The sequence below is a fragment of the Paenibacillus sp. YN15 genome, assembly GCF_003285005.1.
GTDB lineage: Bacteria > Bacillota > Bacilli > Paenibacillales > NBRC-103111 > Paenibacillus_AR.
On record NZ_QMFA01000007.1, the window covers coordinates 104,486 to 122,821 of the forward strand.

The 18,336-nt window shown below is 57.2% G+C and carries 15 protein-coding genes; 3 read left to right on the forward strand and 12 right to left on the reverse strand.

The features are described from left to right. Positions 1-230: 230 nt before the first annotated feature. The 3 genes from DQG13_RS08510 (at position 231) to DQG13_RS08520 (ending at position 3,298) form a co-directional block, all read left to right on the forward strand. Complete coding sequence (locus DQG13_RS08510) at positions 231-1,694, forward strand: VanW family protein (protein WP_113019320.1); 1,464 nt, start codon at positions 231-233, stop codon at positions 1,692-1,694. 178 nt (positions 1,695-1,872) lie between these two features. Further along, complete coding sequence (locus DQG13_RS08515) at positions 1,873-2,415, forward strand: HAAS signaling domain-containing protein (RefSeq protein ID WP_181592651.1); 543 nt, start codon at positions 1,873-1,875, stop codon at positions 2,413-2,415. A gap of 1 nt (position 2,416) precedes the next feature. After that, complete coding sequence (locus tag DQG13_RS08520) at positions 2,417-3,298, forward strand: DUF4097 family beta strand repeat-containing protein (RefSeq protein ID WP_113019322.1); 882 nt, start codon at positions 2,417-2,419, stop codon at positions 3,296-3,298. 110 nt (positions 3,299-3,408) lie between these two features. Here the strand turns inward: DQG13_RS08520 and argH are convergent, their stop codons facing one another. The 12 genes from argH to DQG13_RS08580 form a co-directional block, all read right to left on the reverse strand. Next, positions 3,409-4,824: an argininosuccinate lyase gene (gene argH, locus DQG13_RS08525; protein ID WP_113019323.1), complete on the reverse strand. Its 1,416-nt coding sequence runs from the start codon at positions 4,822-4,824 to the stop codon at positions 3,409-3,411. A 402-nt stretch (positions 4,825-5,226) separates the two neighbouring features. After that, positions 5,227-6,459 (reverse strand): argininosuccinate synthase, encoded by a 1,233-nt coding sequence (locus DQG13_RS08530; RefSeq protein ID WP_113019324.1) that lies wholly within the window; start codon positions 6,457-6,459, stop codon positions 5,227-5,229. A gap of 50 nt (positions 6,460-6,509) precedes the next feature. Next, entirely contained in the window at positions 6,510-7,466 is a 957-nt protein-coding gene (argF, locus tag DQG13_RS08535; RefSeq protein ID WP_113019325.1) for an ornithine carbamoyltransferase, read from the reverse strand. 41 nt (positions 7,467-7,507) lie between these two features. Next, entirely contained in the window at positions 7,508-8,710 is a 1,203-nt protein-coding gene (locus DQG13_RS08540) for an acetylornithine transaminase (protein WP_113019326.1), read from the reverse strand. A gap of 51 nt (positions 8,711-8,761) precedes the next feature. Next, on the reverse strand, positions 8,762-9,583 hold the full coding sequence (argB, locus tag DQG13_RS08545) for an acetylglutamate kinase (protein WP_258525548.1): 822 nt from the start codon (positions 9,581-9,583) through the stop codon (positions 8,762-8,764). A 47-nt stretch (positions 9,584-9,630) separates the two neighbouring features. Continuing rightward, positions 9,631-10,851: a bifunctional glutamate N-acetyltransferase/amino-acid acetyltransferase ArgJ gene (gene argJ / locus DQG13_RS08550; protein ID WP_113019327.1), complete on the reverse strand. Its 1,221-nt coding sequence runs from the start codon at positions 10,849-10,851 to the stop codon at positions 9,631-9,633. A gap of 32 nt (positions 10,852-10,883) precedes the next feature. Next, on the reverse strand, positions 10,884-11,936 hold the full coding sequence (gene argC / locus DQG13_RS08555; protein ID WP_113019328.1) for an N-acetyl-gamma-glutamyl-phosphate reductase: 1,053 nt from the start codon (positions 11,934-11,936) through the stop codon (positions 10,884-10,886). 102 nt (positions 11,937-12,038) lie between these two features. Continuing rightward, positions 12,039-12,860: a YitT family protein gene (locus DQG13_RS08560; RefSeq protein WP_258525560.1), complete on the reverse strand. Its 822-nt coding sequence runs from the start codon at positions 12,858-12,860 to the stop codon at positions 12,039-12,041. A 230-nt stretch (positions 12,861-13,090) separates the two neighbouring features. Next, positions 13,091-14,216, reverse strand: a protein-coding gene (prfB, locus tag DQG13_RS08565) for a peptide chain release factor 2 (RefSeq protein WP_113019330.1) whose coding sequence is annotated in 2 segments (ribosomal slippage) — positions 13,091-14,143 and positions 14,145-14,216 — 1,125 coding nt in all. Because the reading frame shifts where the segments join, the coding sequence is not laid out codon by codon here. A gap of 30 nt (positions 14,217-14,246) precedes the next feature. Then, complete coding sequence (secA, locus tag DQG13_RS08570; RefSeq protein WP_113019331.1) at positions 14,247-16,748, reverse strand: preprotein translocase subunit SecA; 2,502 nt, start codon at positions 16,746-16,748, stop codon at positions 14,247-14,249. 256 nt (positions 16,749-17,004) lie between these two features. Next, entirely contained in the window at positions 17,005-17,556 is a 552-nt protein-coding gene (gene hpf, locus DQG13_RS08575; protein WP_113019332.1) for a ribosome hibernation-promoting factor, HPF/YfiA family, read from the reverse strand. A 217-nt stretch (positions 17,557-17,773) separates the two neighbouring features. Beyond that, positions 17,774-17,971 (reverse strand): cold shock domain-containing protein, encoded by a 198-nt coding sequence (locus DQG13_RS08580; RefSeq protein ID WP_113019406.1) that lies wholly within the window; start codon positions 17,969-17,971, stop codon positions 17,774-17,776. Positions 17,972-18,336: the final 365 nt, after the last annotated feature.

An 18,336-nucleotide genomic window follows, 5' to 3' on the forward strand; every position in this document is an offset into this window, starting at 1 on the left:
TTCCTTTATCGCGGAAGCGATTTTCCGTAAGATTCCATGAAATGTCCACTTTTCTGTGAAAATACGGGAATGGTTTCCGGGCGAAATCCGGCAGCAACCGCGTTGTGCCGGGTGAACTATTTCGCGGGACACGCTCATATAGTGGAAGGAGACGATGCTTGGACATTGACTCCGAGACCACGCTTGCGAAGCAAGCTTTGCTCGCACAAAACTCTTAGGGAGGTGTCCCCATGTTAACGGATAAACGCAAGCGCATAGCCGCCGCCGCGGGCCTGCTGGCGCTCCTGGCAGCCGGAAGCTTATGGGGAATCAGACTATATGGATTGGACAGCCGGATGCCTGACGGCCTCGCCTTCGGCGGTATTCCTGTGGGCGGACTGCCCCTGGACCAGGCGGAACAGCTGCTGGACGCCCGCCTTAAGCAAACGGCAGGCTGGCGGCTCCGGTTTGCTTCGGAGATGCCCGCCGCGGAGCAAACGGCGGTTTTCGGCAGCACCGGACTCCGCTGGGATGCTTCCGCGCCCAGACAGGCGCTGGCGCGGCTTAAGGAAGGCAGCCCCTTCCTGCGGGCCTGGCGCAAGTGGCAGCTGCGCAAAACCGATCTGCCCGTAGGGATTTTATACGATGAGGGCGCTTATGCAGGCTTCGTAAAGCAAACCTGGGCCGAGCTCAACGCCAAGCAGCCCACCGCCGCCAAACGGATGATTACCGGCCAGGACCAGGTGGAGATCATTCCCGACATTCCGGTTTACCGGGTGGATGAGAAAAAACTGCTGGACAGCCTTCTGGCCACGGACTGGCTGGCCATGTGGCGCGGGCTGGCCCCGGAGCAGGAGGCGGCCAAGGCCGATCCCGTGGTCATGACCGTACCGCTTTCGGAGGTCCGTGCCGAGGTGACCTATGACTCCCTGGCCGGTCAAGGCATTGAGCGCAAAATCAGCGAGTTCGCCACCACCATTCTGCCCGGCGGCGAAGGCCGCTTGCACAATATCGTCTCCGCGGCCAAAACCATCCATGACCGGGTTCTGGCGCCGGGAGACATTTTCGACTATGCGCCGGTGATTGAGGAAACCAAGAGCCGCTTCGGCTTTCAGGAAGCGCCAGTGATTTATAACGGCAAGCTGGTGCCGGGAGTGGGCGGCGGCATCTGCCAGGTATCCTCCACCCTGTACAATGCCGTGCTGCGGGCAGGGCTTGAAATTGTGGAGCGGCGCAACCATTCCCTGCCGGTGAGCTATGTTCCCTTGGGACAGGACGCCACCTTCTCGGAGGGCTATATCAACTTCCGGTTCCGGAACAATACCGATGCCCATCTTTTGATCCGCACCTTCACTGAATCCAACAAGCTGACGGTCAAGCTGTTCGGCAGGCTGCCCCAGGGCCAGTCCTTCGATATCCAGTCGGTGACGGTGGAGGAGCTGGAGGCCCCGGTGAAAACCGTCATCAATCCCGCTCTCCGCACAGGCCAGCGGGAGGTGCTGCAGAAGGGCAAACCCGGCTATGTGGTGGAAACCTACCGCACCAAACGGGAGAACGGCACCATCCTCTCCCGGGAGCTGATTTCCCGGGACCGCTACCAGCCCCAGCCCACTCTGATGGCAGTGGGAGGCAAAGTCGGCCAAGGGGCCGGACAGAACCGGGAGGGCAAGGAGGGAGTGCTGGAGGATGGAGTGGAGGGCCCCCGCTTCCGGTAGCATAGTCTCCATCCCCGTCTGCAGACCGGCTTAGCCCTTCACTCCCGTCATATTACTCCGCCGCCGGCGCTTTTCGAGAATGTGACAGGTCACATGACCGCGGTTACTTCGTCCTTCACCGTTTGCCTGCTATACTAAGAATCAAGTTCTTCATCAAGAAAAGAAGCAGGGGATGCTTATGTCGAAGGCCGATTTTTTCCTGCAGCTCCGGACCCGCCTCCGCGGCTTGCCTCCGGAAGAGCAAGAGAACATTCTCGGCGTTTATGAGGATTTGTTCCGTCAGGCCGAGGCCGGCGGCAAAAGTGAAGAGGAAATTATCCGCTCCCTGGGCTTTATACCCGTTCCCGTGGAGCAGTCGCCCCGGGCGCATAACCACAGGCCTTACCCACCCGCCGGGGGCGGTTTGCGTCCTTTCGCGGCAGCATGCGCCTTGCTGCTGTTCAACCTGATTTTTGCGCTTGCTCCCTTTGTGGCCATTGCTTCACTGCTGTTCTCCTTTTCCCTGGTGGCCGTATTGTTCGCCTTCAGCCTTGTCTGGGTTATCATCGGGACAGGAATTCCCCCGACTCTGGAAGTGCTGCTTCTGGAGGTTTTCGCCACTATGACATTGAGCGGAATCGGGGTTCTGCTGGGAGCAGCAATGTGGAAATTGAATATTGCCTTCTGGTCTCTGGTCAAACGCTATATAGCGCTTAACCTTAGACTGGTCAGGGGGGATTAGAATGAACATCAGATGGAGCTTAAGACAAATCGTCATGGCGGCTCTGGCCTGTACGCTGATCGGCATCGGCGGGCTGCTGCTGTTGTACCGGCAAGGGGTAATTGACAATTCCGCCGCAGCCGTGGATGTCCAAAAGGAGCTGGACGCCTCCTCGGTCCAATCCTTCTCGCTGCAGACGGATACGCCTCATATTACGGTGGTCTCCGCCACCGGCAATCAAATGCGCATCAAGCTGAGCGGCCGGGTCCGCGCAGCGGATGCGAAGTATGCAGCCATTGAGCTGGACAATAGAGGCGGCGATGTGAGAGCGGTGGCGCGCACCTCCAAACGGGTTTCCATCGGAATCGATGTGACCCAACTGTTCCAGCTGTTCAACAACAAGTTGGAGGTCACCGTGGAGCTGCCGGAGAAGGTATACCGCAGCCTGTCCTTCACCACGGATACAGGGCGAATTTCCCTGCCCGCTCTCCAAGCGGATACCCTTGAGGTCAAAAGCGACACCGGCGAGATCATACTGAACGGCTTTACCGGTACCAGCCTTACGGCCAGAAGCGATACCGGCACGCTGCGGCTGGACCATCTGTCCGCCAAGCTGTCTCTTGGCACCGATACGGGGCATATTATTGCCGGGCTGGACGCCCTTCCGGCATCCGCGGATCTGGAGAGCGATACAGGGGATATCCGGCTGACCATGGCCAAGGTGTTCCCTGCGCTCGTGGATTTCTCCACGGATACGGGCCGGACCAGCATGCAGCTTCCCTCCCAGAACGAGTTCTCTGCCAAGAGAATGGAGAAACGCCGGGTGGAGGGGCAGCTGTCCGGCGGCGGTCCGCTGCTGCAGGCCCGTACAGATACGGGAGATATTGAGCTTGTGGTAAAATAAACCCTTAATTGCTTTTGTCCGCTGCAAAAAGCCCCGGCGCTCCTTTAAGGAGGGAGTCCGGGGCTTTTCCATTCAGGCGCATGGGCGCAGCCCGGTGCCTGTTTTGTCTGTTACTTGCTTTTCTCCGTGTACTCAGCGTGCCAGGCTTGCAGCTCCTGCAGCGCCGCTTCAGCCCGCTCCACAGCCGCCGCCACCTGCGCGGAAGCGGTGCCGCCGTACACATTGCGGGCGTTGACCACATGCTCCGGCTGAAGCACGGTGTAAATATCATCACCGAACAGCTTGGAGAAGCTATGGAACTCGGACAGCTCCAGATCCAGCAGATACTTCTTATGCTCGATACTGTAAAGCACCAGCTTGCCAATAACCTCGTGGGCCTGGCGGAAGGGCAAGCCCTTGTTCACCAGGTAATCGGCGATATCGGTGGCATTGGAGAAGTCCTGGTTCACCGCCTGGCGCATCCGCTCCTTGTTCACCTTCATGGTGGAAATCATGGGAGCAAACAGCTGGAGGGCGCCGTTCAGGGTTTTCACCGTGTCCAGCATCCCCTCCTTGTCCTCCTGCATGTCCTTGTTGTAGGCCAGGGGCAGGGACTTCAGGACAGTCAGGAGACCCATCAGATTGCCGTACACCCGTCCGGTTTTGCCGCGGACAAGCTCCGGCACGTCGGGATTCTTCTTCTGCGGCATAATGCTGGAGCCGGTGCAGAAGGCGTCGTCCAGCTCAACAAAGGCAAACTCGGTGCTGGACCAGAGGATCAGCTCCTCGCTGAGCCGGGAGAGATGCATCATGATCAGGGAGGCGTTGCTTAAGAATTCCAGGATGAAATCCCGGTCGCTGACCGCATCCAGGCTGTTCTCGTAAACCCGCTCGAAGCCCAGCCGTCCGGCCACAAAATGCCGATCGATGGGGAAGGTGGTTCCCGCCAGAGCGCCCGCGCCCAAGGGCAGGGTATTGACCCGCTTGTAGCTGTCCGTCAGCCGCTCCGCATCCCGCTGGAACATGGAGACATACGCCATCAGGTGATGGGCGAACAGAATCGGCTGGGCCCGTTGAAGATGGGTGTAGCCGGGGATGATGGTATCCAGATTGGCCTTGGCTTGTCCGATCAGCGCTTCCTGCAGCTTGGCCAGAAGCCCGACAAAATGGACCACCCGCTTGCGCAGGTACAAGTGCATATCCGTGGCCACCTGGTCATTGCGGCTGCGTCCTGTATGAAGCTTGCCGCCTACCGGCCCGATTTCGTCGATCAACGCCTTTTCGATATTCATGTGAATATCCTCGTCGCCGATGGAGAATTCCTGCTCCCCCCGCTTGATCCGGTTGGAGACCAGATGAAGGCCGTCGGTAATCTTCTCCACGTCCTCCAGAGGAAGAATCCCGCATTTCCCCAACATGGCCACATGGGCCAGACTGCCTTGAATATCCTCTTCCGCCAGTTCCTTGTCGAAGGTAATGGAAGCCGTATATTCCTCCACCAATTGATCCGTTTGTTTGGTAAAACGTCCACCCCACAATTTTGACACGCGCTTGTCCTCCTCTATCTGCTTCGCACTTGCAACCTTCGTCTATTATACACAATATTCCACGTTTTTTCCCTGCTGGCAGGCAATTTATCAGGATAAAACCTGTAACAACTTCTAATATATGGATTTAAAAGTCACCGGTTTGCCTTTTTCCCTTCCCTTCGCCTACTATCCCTTTTGCTCAGGAAAACACAGGTATGCAGATGAACCGGCGGGATGCCGGAAGGATAGCCCATCCTTTCCGGGAGTTGCCTGAGCCAAGGGGATAGTGTCCAAAAGGAGACTGGGACTGGCCTCCACCGCCCGCAAGTCTGTTTTCTTTGCAAGAAACGGACTGCCGAACCCTCCGGCAGCCCGTTTTTTCATCTACATGCTTACGGTACGATGCTTCCAACTAGCCGCTTACTTGGTTTGGTCCACTCCGGCTGCTACCTTCAACCGCAGCGCGTTCAGGCGGATGAAGCCGGTGGCGTCGTTCTGGTTGTAGGCTTGGGTCGGATCGGCTTCCATGGTGGCGATATTGGGATTGTACAGGCTGACCGGGCTCTTCACGCCGGCGCCGATGACATTGCCCTTATACAGCTTCAGCCGCACCGTTCCGGTCACATTCTTCTGGCTTTCGGTTACCAGCGCTTGCAGCGCCAGGCGCTCCGGGGCAAACCAGAAGCCGTTGTACACCAGCGTCGCATATTTGGAGATCAGGGAATCCCGCAGATGCATCACATCCCGGTCCATGGTGATGGACTCCATCTTTCGATGGGCAGTGAACAGGATGGTGCCCCCGGGAGTTTCATACACGCCGCGGCTCTTCATGCCCACGAAGCGGTTCTCCACCATGTCCACCCGGCCGATGCCGTGTTTGCCGCCCAGCTCGTTGAGCTTCTCCATGGCCTCCAGCGGGGTAACCGGCACGCCGTTAATGGCGGTACAGTCACCCTGGGTGAAATCCAGCTCCACATATTCCGGCTGGTCCGGCGCATCCTCCGGGGATACGCTCAGCACGAACATGCCCTTGTTGGACTCGGCGCTGGGATCAAACCAGGGGTCCTCCAGAATGCCGCTTTCAAAGCTGATATGCAGCAGGTTGCGGTCGGTGGAGTACGGCTTGGCCGCAGAGGCCTGCACGGGAATGCCGTGGGCTTCGGCGTAGGCGATCATCTCTGCCCGGCCCGGGAACTGGTCGCGGAACTGCTCCAGCCGCCACGGGGCGATTACTTCCAGCTCGGGAGCCAGAGCCGCCGCGGTCAGCTCGAAGCGGACCTGGTCATTGCCCTTGCCGGTAGCGCCGTGGGCGATGGCGGTAGCGCCTTCTGCCCGGGCAATCTCCACCATCCGCTTGGCGATCAGCGGACGGGCGATGCTGGTGCCCAGCAGGTATTGGCCTTCATACAGGGCCCCTGCCTGGAACATGGGATAGATGAAGTCCTTGGCGAACTCCTCCCGCAGGTCGTCGATGTAAACCTTGGAGGCGCCGGTGCGCAGAGCTTTGGCCTCCAGACCGTCCAGTTCGTCCTTCTGGCCGATATCGGCGGTGAAGGTGATGATTTCCGCATCATAGGTGTGCTTCAGCCAAGCCAGGATCACCGAGGTGTCCAGACCGCCGGAGTATGCGAGAACAATCTTTTGTTTTGCCATAATGAAATTGATGCTCCTCTCATTTCACATTCAACCTATATTCTACAACATTACATGATGGCTGCCATAATCGCTTTTTGGGCGTGGAGGCGGTTTTCCGCTTCGTCGAAGATCAGGGAATTGGGGCCGTCAATAACTCCCGCACTGACTTCTTCCCCCCGGTGAGCGGGCAGGCAGTGCAGGAACATGTAATCGGGCTTGGCGTACTTTACCAGCTCCTCGTTGACCTGGTATTCCGCAAAGGCCTTCTCCCGGATTTTCTGCTCCTCTTCAAAGCCCATGCTGGCCCACACATCGGTATAAACAATATCCGCATCGGCAATGGCCTCCCGGATATCCCCGGTAACCAGCACGCTGCCGCCGGTAGCCGCCGCTACCGTCATGGAGCGGGCCGTCATCTCCGCATCCGGCAGATATCCCTCCGGTGCGGCAATGGCAAAGTGCATTCCGAACTTGGCAGCGCCCATCATCAGGGAATGGGCCATGTTATTGCCGTCCCCGATAAAGGCGGTTTTGAGCCCGGCCAGCTTGCCCTTGTGCTCCAGCACCGTCTGGTAATCGGCCATGGCTTGGCAGGGATGGGACCAGTCGGTAAGGGCGTTGATGACGGGAACGGAGGCATATTTGGCCAGATCCGTCAGGGTAGTGTGGGCGAAGGTCCGGATCATGATGCCGTCCACATAGCGGGACAGAACCTGGGCGGTATCGGAAATAGGCTCGCCCCGGCCAATCTGCAGATCGTTACGGCTTAAGAACAGCGGATGCCCGCCCAACTGGTACATGCCCACCTCGAAGGATACCCGGGTGCGGGTGGAGGATTTTTCAAAAATCATGCCCAGCGTTTTGCCCTTCAGGGGCTGATAAACCTCGCCTGCCTTCTGCTTGCGCTTCAGCTCGATGGCATAGTCCAGCAGGTACTGCAATTCCTCGCTGGTGAAGTCCTCCAGGTCCAGGAAATCCCTGCCCTTCAGCTGAAACTTGTCGTTTTGCTCCACAAACTGCGTCATGAATGGATTGTGCCCCTCTCCCGCTTAAAATAAATACCGAATTATTCCGCTACAGCCGCCGCTTTCTTCGCCCCGTACTGGGCCAGCACCCGGCAGATCACGGCGATGCCCTGATCCAGCTCTTCCTTGGTCACCAGCAGATTGGGCAGAAGACGCACCACATTGGGTCCCGCCGGCACTACCAGTACTCCGGCCTTATGAATGTCCGCAATCGCCTCGGCCATGGGCTCCGTACAAATCACGCCGATCAAGAGCCCCAGACCGCGGACCTCCTTCACCAGCGGATTGCCCGCTGTGCCTTCCTTCAGCTTGGCAATGGTATAATCGCCCAGCCCCGCGGCGCGTTCCGGCAGCTTTTCCCCCAGGATAATCTCCAGCGTAGCGATGGCTGCTGCGGAAACCAGCGGCGTTCCGCCGAAGGTGGAGGCGTGGGCCCCCGCCGTGAAGGCGTCCCGCAGCTTGGCCTTGCCCAGCATGGCGCCCATGGGCAGCCCTGCGGCAATTCCCTTGGCCAGGGTGAAGATGTCCGGCTCGATGCCGTAATGCTCATACGCAAACAGCTTGCCGGTGCGGCCCATGCCTGTCTGCACCTCATCGACGATCAAGAGCAGGTCATGCTCCTTGCAGAGCCGCACAATCTCATCAATAAAGCTCTGCTCCGCCGTAATGACGCCGCCTTCGGCCTGCACCATTTCCAGCATGATCGCACAGGTGTTGTCCGTAATGTAAGAGGAGAGGACCGCCGCATCATTAAACGGGGCATAGACGAAGCCCTCAGGCAAAGGATGGAAGCCGTCCTTAACCTTATCCTGCCCGGTAGCCGTCAGAGTCGCCAGGGTACGCCCGTGGAAGGACTGATGGAAGGTAATGATTTCGTAGCGGTTTTTGCCCAAAATCTTGCTGTTGTAACGACGGGCCAGCTTGATGGCCGCTTCATTGGCCTCTGCTCCGCTGTTGCAGAAGAAGACATAGTCGGCGCAGCTGTTCTCCGTCAGCATCCGGGCCAGCTTCTCCTGATTCTCCGAATAAAACAGGTTGCTCACATGCCACAGCTGGTTCAACTGGGCGGCGATCTGCTCCGCCACCTGCTTGGGGGCATGGCCCAGACTGGTTACGGCCAGCCCGCTCATCAGATCCAGATATTCCTTGCCCTCCGAATCCCACAGCCGGCTGCCCTCCCCCTTGACCATAGTAATGGGATAACGGGCATACGATGGAAAAATGGCACTTTCCTGATTGCTCACGTCACTCACTCTCCTTTCACCTGAAAACGGAATGGGTATTTTATGAACTGCCTAACGCACGATTCGCGTGCCTGCCGAACCTTCCGCCACCGCTTGCCGGAGAATCCCCGGCTCCGCGCCGTTGACGATCAGGACCTCCTGCACCTCGCCCTGGATGCACTCCATAGCGGCCCGCACCTTGGGGATCATGCCGCCGTAGATTTCCCCGGAGGCAATCATCGCTTCAATCTCCGCTACCGTTACCACGGGAAGCACCTTCTTGACGCCTTCGCCGTCCGTCCGCAGAATGCCGGGCACATCCGTCACCACCACCAGCCGGGAAACCCCCAGCTGCGAGGCTACCGCACCGGCTGCCGTATCCGCGTTAATGTTGTACCGCTGGGCCCCGTCTTTTCCAAGGCCAACGGGGGCAATCACCGGGATATATCCCAGGTCCGCCAGGCTCCGGATCAGCTCCCCATTCACCCGGGTGACGTTGCCAACCAACCCCACCTCATGGGCGTTGGGTACAGGCTCCGCCTCAATGAGCCGCCCGTCCGCTCCGGACAAACCCACGGCCCGGGCGCCGGATAATTGAATCCGCCGGACAATCTCCTTGTTGATTTTCCCGGCCAGCACCATTTCCACTACATCCAGCACCGCTTCGCTGGTTTTGCGCAGGCCGCCGACAAACTCCGACTCTATCCCCAGCCGGTTCAGAGTTTCCGATATGGCCGGGCCGCCGCCGTGTACGATCACCGGCACGAAGCCCTCCTCCGCCAGCTCCTTCATCTCCCGGAAAAAATCCTCCGGCAGAGCCGCCAGGGTGCTGCCTCCGCATTTGATCACATAGGCCGAAGCCTTGCCTTGCTGCTGATTATTCACTTGCGCCACGTATGTTATGCCTCCTGTCCGGTTCGGGCTTGTAACGGATGAACGGATTAGGTCCGGTATGCGGCATTGATCCGCACATATTCATAGCTCAGGTCACAGCCCCAGGCTGTGGCGGTTTCACGGCCCATATGCAGGTTCACAAAAATCTGGACCAAATCCCCCCGCAGATAAACCAGCGCCTTCTCTTCATCAAATTTCACCGGCCGGGATTGCTCCAGCGTCACCAGATCGCCGATGCGGATATCCACAGTTTCCGTATTCACCGGATAGCCGGCTCTTCCTACAGCGGCAATAATCCGGCCCCAGTTGGCATCCGCGCCGAAGCAGGCGGACTTCACCAGGGAGGAGCCGATGACGGTTTTGGCAATGGCCCGCGCCGCTTCCTGGGATTCCGCACCCGCCACGTTCACCTCAATCAGCTTGGTGGCCCCTTCCCCGTCCCGGGCGATGGCCTTGGCCAAATATTCGCCCACATAGCGGAAGCCTTCGGCAAAAGCCTCATAATCCGGATGCGCCTCCGTCAGCTCACCGCTGCCGGCCAGCCCGCTGGCCATGGCCACCACCATATCATTGGTGCTGGTATCCCCGTCCACCGTAATCATATTGAAGGTGGTATCCGTTACGCCGCCCAGCAGCTTTTGCAGCCCCTCGGGGCTGATCTTGGCATCGGTAGTAATAAAGCCCAGCATGGTGGCCATATTGGGGTGAATCATCCCGGAGCCTTTGGCCGCCCCGGCAATATGCACCGTCTCTCCGCCGACGGTTACGGCTACGCAAACCAGCTTCTGCGCCAGGTCCGTGGTCATAATCGCCTGGCAGAAGTCCTCGCTGCCGTCCGCCTTGAGCGCCTCCGGAAGACCGGCAATCCCTTTGCGCACCTTCTCCATAGGCAGCGGTTCGCCGATCACGCCGGTGGAGGTCACGCCCGCCAGCTCCTCTGCCACCCCGAAGGCCTTGGCCGCCAGCGCCCGCATTTCGTAGGCGTCCGCTTCCCCTTGTACGCCGGTGCAGGCATTGGCGTTGCCGCTGTTCACCAGCATCACCTGGAGCTTGCCGCCATGGCCAATGCTCTCCCGGGTCACCTTCAAGGGCGCCGCCTGAAACTGGTTGGTGGTATACACACCAGCCGCCGCTGCAGGCACCTGGCAAACGATAACGCCCAGATCGTAGCGCTCCGTCTTCTTCAGGCCGCAATGCAGCCCGGCTGCCTTAAATCCCAGGGGCGTGGTAATGCCCCCGCCTTCCACTACGGCGAACCGCTTCGTCATCTTGTTCATCCTCTCCTGTAAACTCCCGGTCCTTACGGATACACCGGCGTAAACGCCAGCCCTGCGCCTTCGTCCCAGTTCATCATCAAATTCAGGTTTTGCACCGCTTGGCCCGCTGCGCCCTTCACCAGGTTATCGATCACCGACAGGATGGTGACGCGGCCTGTCCGCTCATCCACGGCAAAGCCGATGTCGCAGTAGTTGGAGCCCCAGACCTCCTTGGTAGCCGGCCACCTGCCCTTTTCGCGGATGCGCACAAACGGCCTTCCCTCGTAATACTCCCGGTACAGCCCGATAAAATCCTCTTCCTTATACCCGCCCTGAATGGTGGCATACATCGTGCTCAGAATCCCCCGGGTCATCGGCGTCAGATGGGTGGAGAAGGTAACGGTTACCTCCCGCCCGGCAATCCGGCCCAAAACCTGCTCAATCTCGGGAATATGCTGATGCTTGTTCAGCTTGTACGGCGCCAGATTTTCGTTGATCTCCGAATAATGCACCGATAAGCCCAACCCCCGTCCCGCTCCCGACACGCCGGACTTGGCGTCAATAATGATGGTGGCCGGATCGATCCAGCCCGCCTGTACTGCCGGGATCAGGCCCAACAAAGTGGCAGTGGGGTAGCAGCCCGGGTTGGAGATGAAGGTTTTGCCCGGAACATCCGCGCCAAAAATCTCCGCCAAGCCATACACCGCTTCATCCAAATACGCCTGTGCCGCCGGTTCCTTCTTGTACCATTTGCTGTATACATCAGGGCTCTTCAGGCGGAAATCGCCTGACAGGTCGATAACCGCAAGGCCCGCCTCCAACAGCTGGGGCGCAAGCTTGGCGCTGACGCCGGAGGGAGTGGCGGTAAAGACCACATCTGCCTTCTCCTTCATAGCTGCCACATCCACACCGTCCAGATCCTCCACCATAATCTGATTCAGATGGGGATAACCGTCGGCAATGGGCACACCGGAGCTGGATGAGGAAATCACCGAAGTAATCTCCACGTGGGGATGCTGCAGCAACAACCGGATCAGCTCCACCCCACCGTATCCTGTGGAACCAACAATGGCCACTCTGCATTTGGGCTCTGTCATATGAATCCCTTCCTTTCCCGCCGTCCAAAAAGATATGTATTATTATACGTTTCATGGTATAAAAATTCAATGCATTTTTCGTGACGCTGCTTGGGCGGCCTGTCAGGTCTCCAGCCTGAAGCCCTCGCCCAGCACCTCCCGGGTTTCACTGATAATGATGAAGGCTGCAGGGTCCACATCCCTGACCAGCTCCTTCAGCCGGGAGACCTCATTCTGGCTGACAACCACCATCAGCACCGTCCGCTCCGCACCGGTGTATCCCCCGGCGCCGTTGAGCTTGGTCAACCCACGGTCCAGATCATGGAGCACCGCTTCGGCAATGGCCTCCGTTTCCTCGGAGATGATATACGCCACTTTGGCGTAATTGAAGCCCAACTGCACCACGTCGATGGTTTTGCTGGTAACATACAGACCGATCAGGGCGAACAATGCTTTTTCCGCATCGAATACCAACCCCGCCGTCAAAATCACCAGCCCGTCCAGCATTGCGACGGCAATGCCCAGGCTGACGCCTGTAAACCGGTGGATCAGCTGCGCCGCCAGGTCCAGGCCGCCGGTGGAGCCCCGTCCCCGAAACACAATGCCGAGTCCCACGCCGATCCCGATGCCTCCGTATATAGTAGCCAAAAGCAGATTATCCGTCAGCGGCTCAACCTTCTGGGTCAACAGCACAAACAGCGGGAGCACGAAGGAACCCACTGCCGTTTTCAATCCGAACTGCTTGCCCAGCACAAAGGCCCCCAGCAAAAACAACGGAATATTCAGCGCCCACTGGACCAGCGCCGGCTGGAAGCCGAATAGCTCCAGCGTAATCACGGAGATGCCTGTAACCCCTCCGGAGGCCACCTGATTGGGCTTCAGACAATAGTTGAAGCTGAGGGCGATCAGCAGGGAGCCCAGCAGCAGCAGGCCGTACTCCAGCATATGGTGTACAGCCGTTCCCTTGCGGGGGATGTAGTGCTTCCTTCTGGACGGGAGCCTGCGCAATTTTTCCGGCTTTCCCCGTTCATGCCCCTCCCGCGGATTCTTCGTATGTTCTCTTGTGGACATGCCTTCCCCTGCCTCCTGTACGCATACGGCTTCGCAAAAAAATCCTACACCGTCCCGCCACCCCCTGCCGGTTCGGGTTCGGACTTGATGTAGGATTTCTTTCCTTAGATATTATCGCTGTCGTTTTTGGTGTTGATTTGGCCCCGCAGATAGGCGTCGATCAGGAAATCAATTTCCCCGTCCATCACCGATCCGATATTGCCTGACTCGGCGCCGGTCCGGTGATCCTTGACCATGCTGTAGGGGTGGAACACATAGGAGCGGATTTGGCTGCCCCAGGCAATGTCCATTTGCTCGCCGCGGATCTTGGCCAGCTCCTGCTGCTGCTCCTCAATCTTCTTCTCGTAGAGCTTGGAGCGGAGCATGGTCATACAGCGCTCCCGGTTCTGAATCTGCGAGCGCTCCGTCTGGCAGGATACCACAATGCCCGTAGGCATGTGGGTAATCCGCACGGCGGACTCCGTCTTGTTGATATGCTGTCCGCCCGCGCCGCTGGACCGGTAGGTATCCACATGGAGGTCCTCGGGACGGATCTCAATCTCGATGGAATCGTCAATCTCCGGCATCACATCGCAGGAGACAAAGGAGGTGTGGCGGCGACCCGAAGCATCGAAGGGCGAAATCCGCACCAGCCGGTGGACCCCCTTCTCCGCCTTCAGATAGCCGTAAGCGTTGAAGCCCTTGAAGAGGAGAGTGACACTCTTGACACCCGCTTCATCTCCGGGAAGATAGTCCACCACTTCCACCTTGAAGCCCCGCTTCTCACCCCAGCGGCGGTACATGCGCAGAAGCATATCCGCCCAGTCCTGGGACTCGGTGCCCCCTGCCCCAGGGTGAAGCTCCAGGTAGGCATTGAGCTTATCGTAGGGCTGGTTCAAAAGCAGCTGCAGCTCATATTCATCCAGCTTCTTCATCAGAGCAGCGACGCCGGTTCCCAGTTCGGCGGCCAGGCTGTCGTCCTGCTCCTCTTCCGCCAGCTCCCGGGTCAGCTCCAGATCCTCGTATTGGCTGTTCAGCTCGCTGAATTCCTCTGCCACTGTTTTGATGGCGTTCAGCTCGCCGATGATTTTCTGCGCCCGCTCATTGTCGTCCCAGAAATCGGGAGCCGTCATCTTTTCCTCAAAATCCGAAATTTGCTCTTGCTTCAGATCTAAGTCAAAGAGACCCCCTAAGGTTTGTGAGTCGCTCCGCAATTTCGCGGAGGTCTTGCTTTATTTCCGGTTCCAGCATGCTGTATGCACCTCGTTCGTTATTCTTTACTCAGCCTGCGCCGTGGCAGTTTTTATACTTCTTGCCGCTGCCGCAGGGACACAGCTCATTGCGTCCAATTTTCTCTTCGCGCCGCACAGGGCCCTTATCTCCGGCAACCTGGCCTTCGGCGACAGCCTGACGCTCAATATTGGCCTCCACATGGGCCTTCATAATATATGTGGAGACTTCCTCCTGGATGGCGCTGATCATTTCCTGGAACATTTCAAAACCCTCGAACTGGTATTCCCGCAGCGGATCGGTGCCGCCGTATGCCCGCAGATGGATGCCTTGACGTAGCTGATCCATGGCGTCGATATGGTCCATCCACTTGGAGTCTACCGCACGAAGCACAACAACCTTCTCGAATTCCCGCATCAGCTCGCCCAACTGCTCCTCGCGGGCATTATAGAGGGAATCCACCATACCCTTCAGCTGCTCCACAATCTCTTCCTTTTCCTTGCCCCAAATATCGTCGCGGGACAGCATTCCTTCGTGAAGGAAGGTGCGGTTGCAGTATTCCACCACTGCCTCCAGATCCCATTCTTCCGGGATGACATCATCACCGCAGTGGGCGTTGACGATGCGATCAATGGTTTCGTTAATCATGCCGATTACTACACCACGGAGGTTCTCGGATTCGAGAATTTCCTTCCGCTGCTTATAGATGATGTTCCGCTGCTGGTTCATCACATCGTCATATTGGAGGACGTTCCGCCGCGCGTCGAAGTTATTGCCTTCCACCCGCTTCTGGGCGGATTCCACAGCACGGGTAATCATCTTGCTCTCGATGGGCATATCTTCCTCGAAGCCAAGCCGGTCCATCATGCCCATGATATTCTCCGCGCCAAACCGGCGCATGAGCTCATCCTCCATGGACAGGTAAAATTGCGACGAACCCGGGTCGCCCTGGCGGCCTGCCCGGCCCCGCAGCTGGTTGTCGATCCGGCGGCTCTCGTGGCGCTCCGTACCTATAATATGCAGACCACCCAGCTCCGGTACTCCCGGTCCGAGCAAAATGTCGGTACCGCGGCCGGCCATGTTGGTGGAGATGGTAACGGCTCCGGGCTGACCGGCCTTCGCTACAATTTCCGCCTCTTCCTTATGGTACTTGGCGTTCAGCACCTGATGGGGAACGCCCTTCTTCTTCAGCATGGCGGACAGCTTCTCAGAGTTCTCAATGGAGACGGTACCAACCAGCACCGGCTGTTTGTTCTGATGGCGTTTGACGATTTCCTCCACTACCGCACGGAACTTGCTGGCCTCGGACTTGTACACCACGTCTGGCAAATCCTTGCGGATCATCGGCCGGTTGGTGGGCACCACTACAACCTCCAGGCCATAAATCTTCTTGAACTCTTCTTCCTCCGTCTTCGCCGTACCGGTCATACCGGCCAGCTTGCGGTACATCCGGAAGTAGTTCTGGAAGGTGATGGTGGCCAGAGTCATGCTTTCGTTCTGAATCTTGATGCCTTCCTTGGCTTCAATGGCCTGATGCAAGCCGTCGCTGTACCGGCGGCCCACCATGAGGCGTCCGGTGAATTCGTCGACGATCACAACCTCTTGCGATCCGTCTTCATTCTCCTGCACCACATAGTCCACGTCGCGCTTCATAATGGCGTGCGCCTTCAGGGCCTGGGTGACATGGTGGTTGATGGTTACATTGGCGTGGTCGAAGAGATTCTCGATGTTGAAATAGCTCTCGGCCTTGGCTACGCCCGCCTCCGTCAGCGTCACGGATTTCAGTTTGACATCCACGTTATAATCCTGCTCTTCCCGCAGGGTCATGACGAAACGGTTAGCCGTCACATACAAGTCCGTGGACTTGGAGGCTTGTCCGGAAATAATAAGAGGCGTCCGCGCTTCATCCACCAGAATGGAGTCCACTTCGTCCACAATGGCATAATAAAGGGGGCGCTGCACCATCTGCTCTTTATACAGGACCATGTTGTCCCGCAGGTAGTCGAAGCCAAACTCATTGTTGGTACCGTACGTAATATCGCAGGCATATGCCGCTTGCTTGTCCTCATGGCTCATCTGCGCCAGGTTCAGACCCACGGTCATGCCGAGAAAATTATAAATTTTGCCCATCAGGTCATGGCCTACCGTGGCCAAATAATCATTGACGGTAACCAGATGAACGCCCTTGCCGGTCAGCGCATTCAGGTAAACCGGCAGCGTCCCTACCAGGGTTTTGCCTTCGCCGGTTTTCATCTCGGCAATCCTGCCACTGTGCAGCACCATACCGCCGATGAGCTGAACATCAAAATGCCGCATGCCCAATACCCGTACGGAGGCTTCCCGGACAACAGCAAAGGCGTCATTGAGGATATCGTCCAGCTCCTCCCCTTTAGCCACCCGCTCCTTCAGCACTTCGGTCTGGGCACGCAGCTCCTCATCGGACATGGCCTGATATTTCGGTTCAAGGGAATTGATGATTTCCACATTCCTCATCATCCGCTTGATTTCTCTCTCATTGGCGTCGCCAAAAATCTTCTTCACGAGTCCCAACATGGGCGTACCCCTTTCAACATCCATTATCGATGGACACACATACAGAAATTGTAACAGTTTCGTTCCCCGGTAGCAAGAATGCACAACACATGAGCCAAAAGCGTTGCGGCCATTAGAATCTATACGTTGAAAACACCCTGCAGGTTTCAACTTCTGCGCCGCCGCTTCCGGCCGCTCCCGCTCCAGTGGCATACTTCCAGTATACATAAAAACAGACTTCAGGGAATCCCCCGAAGCCTGCTGGTTTTGTTAATAATTACAAAGCCGGCTCAATCAAGCCGTACTTGCCATCGGCGCGCTTATACACTACATTCACCTGGGAGGATTCCGAATTGGCGAAAACAAAGAAGTTATGCCCAACCATGTTCATCTGGAGGATGGCTTCCTCCACATCCATGGGCTTCAGGGTAAACCGCTTCGTACGTACGACCTCATACTCGTCTTCCTCTTCCAAAAGATGGACCGGGGTTACCACGTCATCCTTAAACAGGTTCTTGTAGCCTGCCTCCTGGCGCACCTTGCGGTTCACCTTGGTCTTATGCTTGCGGATTTGGCGCTCCAGCTTGTCTACCACCAGATCAATGGAGGCATACATATCGTCGCTTTTTTCCTCCGCCCGGAGCAGAACGCCGGTTAAGGGAATGGTTACCTCAACACTCTGCTTCTCCCGGATAACGTTCAATGTTACATTCACTTCAGATGTAGGGGGAGCTTCGAAATACCTTTCGAGCCGGCCGAGCTTTTTCTCCACGTAGTCACGCAACGCTTCCGTAACCTCAATGCGTTCGCCTCTGATGCTGAATTTCATGGATAAACTCCTCCTTTCTCTCTCTAGTATATCCTATTCGCCACCCACCTTCAAAAACCCTTTACATTGGCCAAATAATTTTTATTCCCAGGGTTAAGGCCTCCGGGAAATGGGCATACCTGAAAGTATCCAGACAAACAGAAAAACACCCCGAACGAATCGGGGTGCCTCTCTGCTTATGGTACCATTTATTCAAGCGGTCGCCAAGACCGGTTGATTACAGTTTTACCACATTAGCTGCTTGCGGACCGCGTGCGCCTTCAACGATATCGAATTCCACTTCTTGTCCTTCTTCGAGGGTCTTGAAACCTTCGGATTGGATTGCGGAGAAGTGTACGAATACGTCGCCGCCATCTTCGCGCTCGATGAAGCCATAACCCTTTTCTGCGTTAAACCATTTCACTTTACCTTGCATGCAGAACATTCCCTTCGTGTTCAAGTAGCTGTGAGTCACGCTCACATCCTGACTATATCACCGGATGTAACCGATGTCAATTGAAATGAGCGGCCGCGGAAGCCATTCGACAAAAGTAGATATTATTCTCCTCAATTTTCTAAAAATTCCGGTATGCACACAATAAACACAATCTACGCACATGATGAAACCTTGTTTTCATTGACTATCCACAAAGTTATTCACATTATCCACAGGCTGGGGATGAAGTTGTGCACAGGTTGTGGGGATTATTGTTGCACCCTCTGCTTGGATTGCTGCCTGATCACCGCCTCCTGCCCTTCTTTGCCTCAGCCAGCTCCTGACACATCCCCTCATTCTCACCG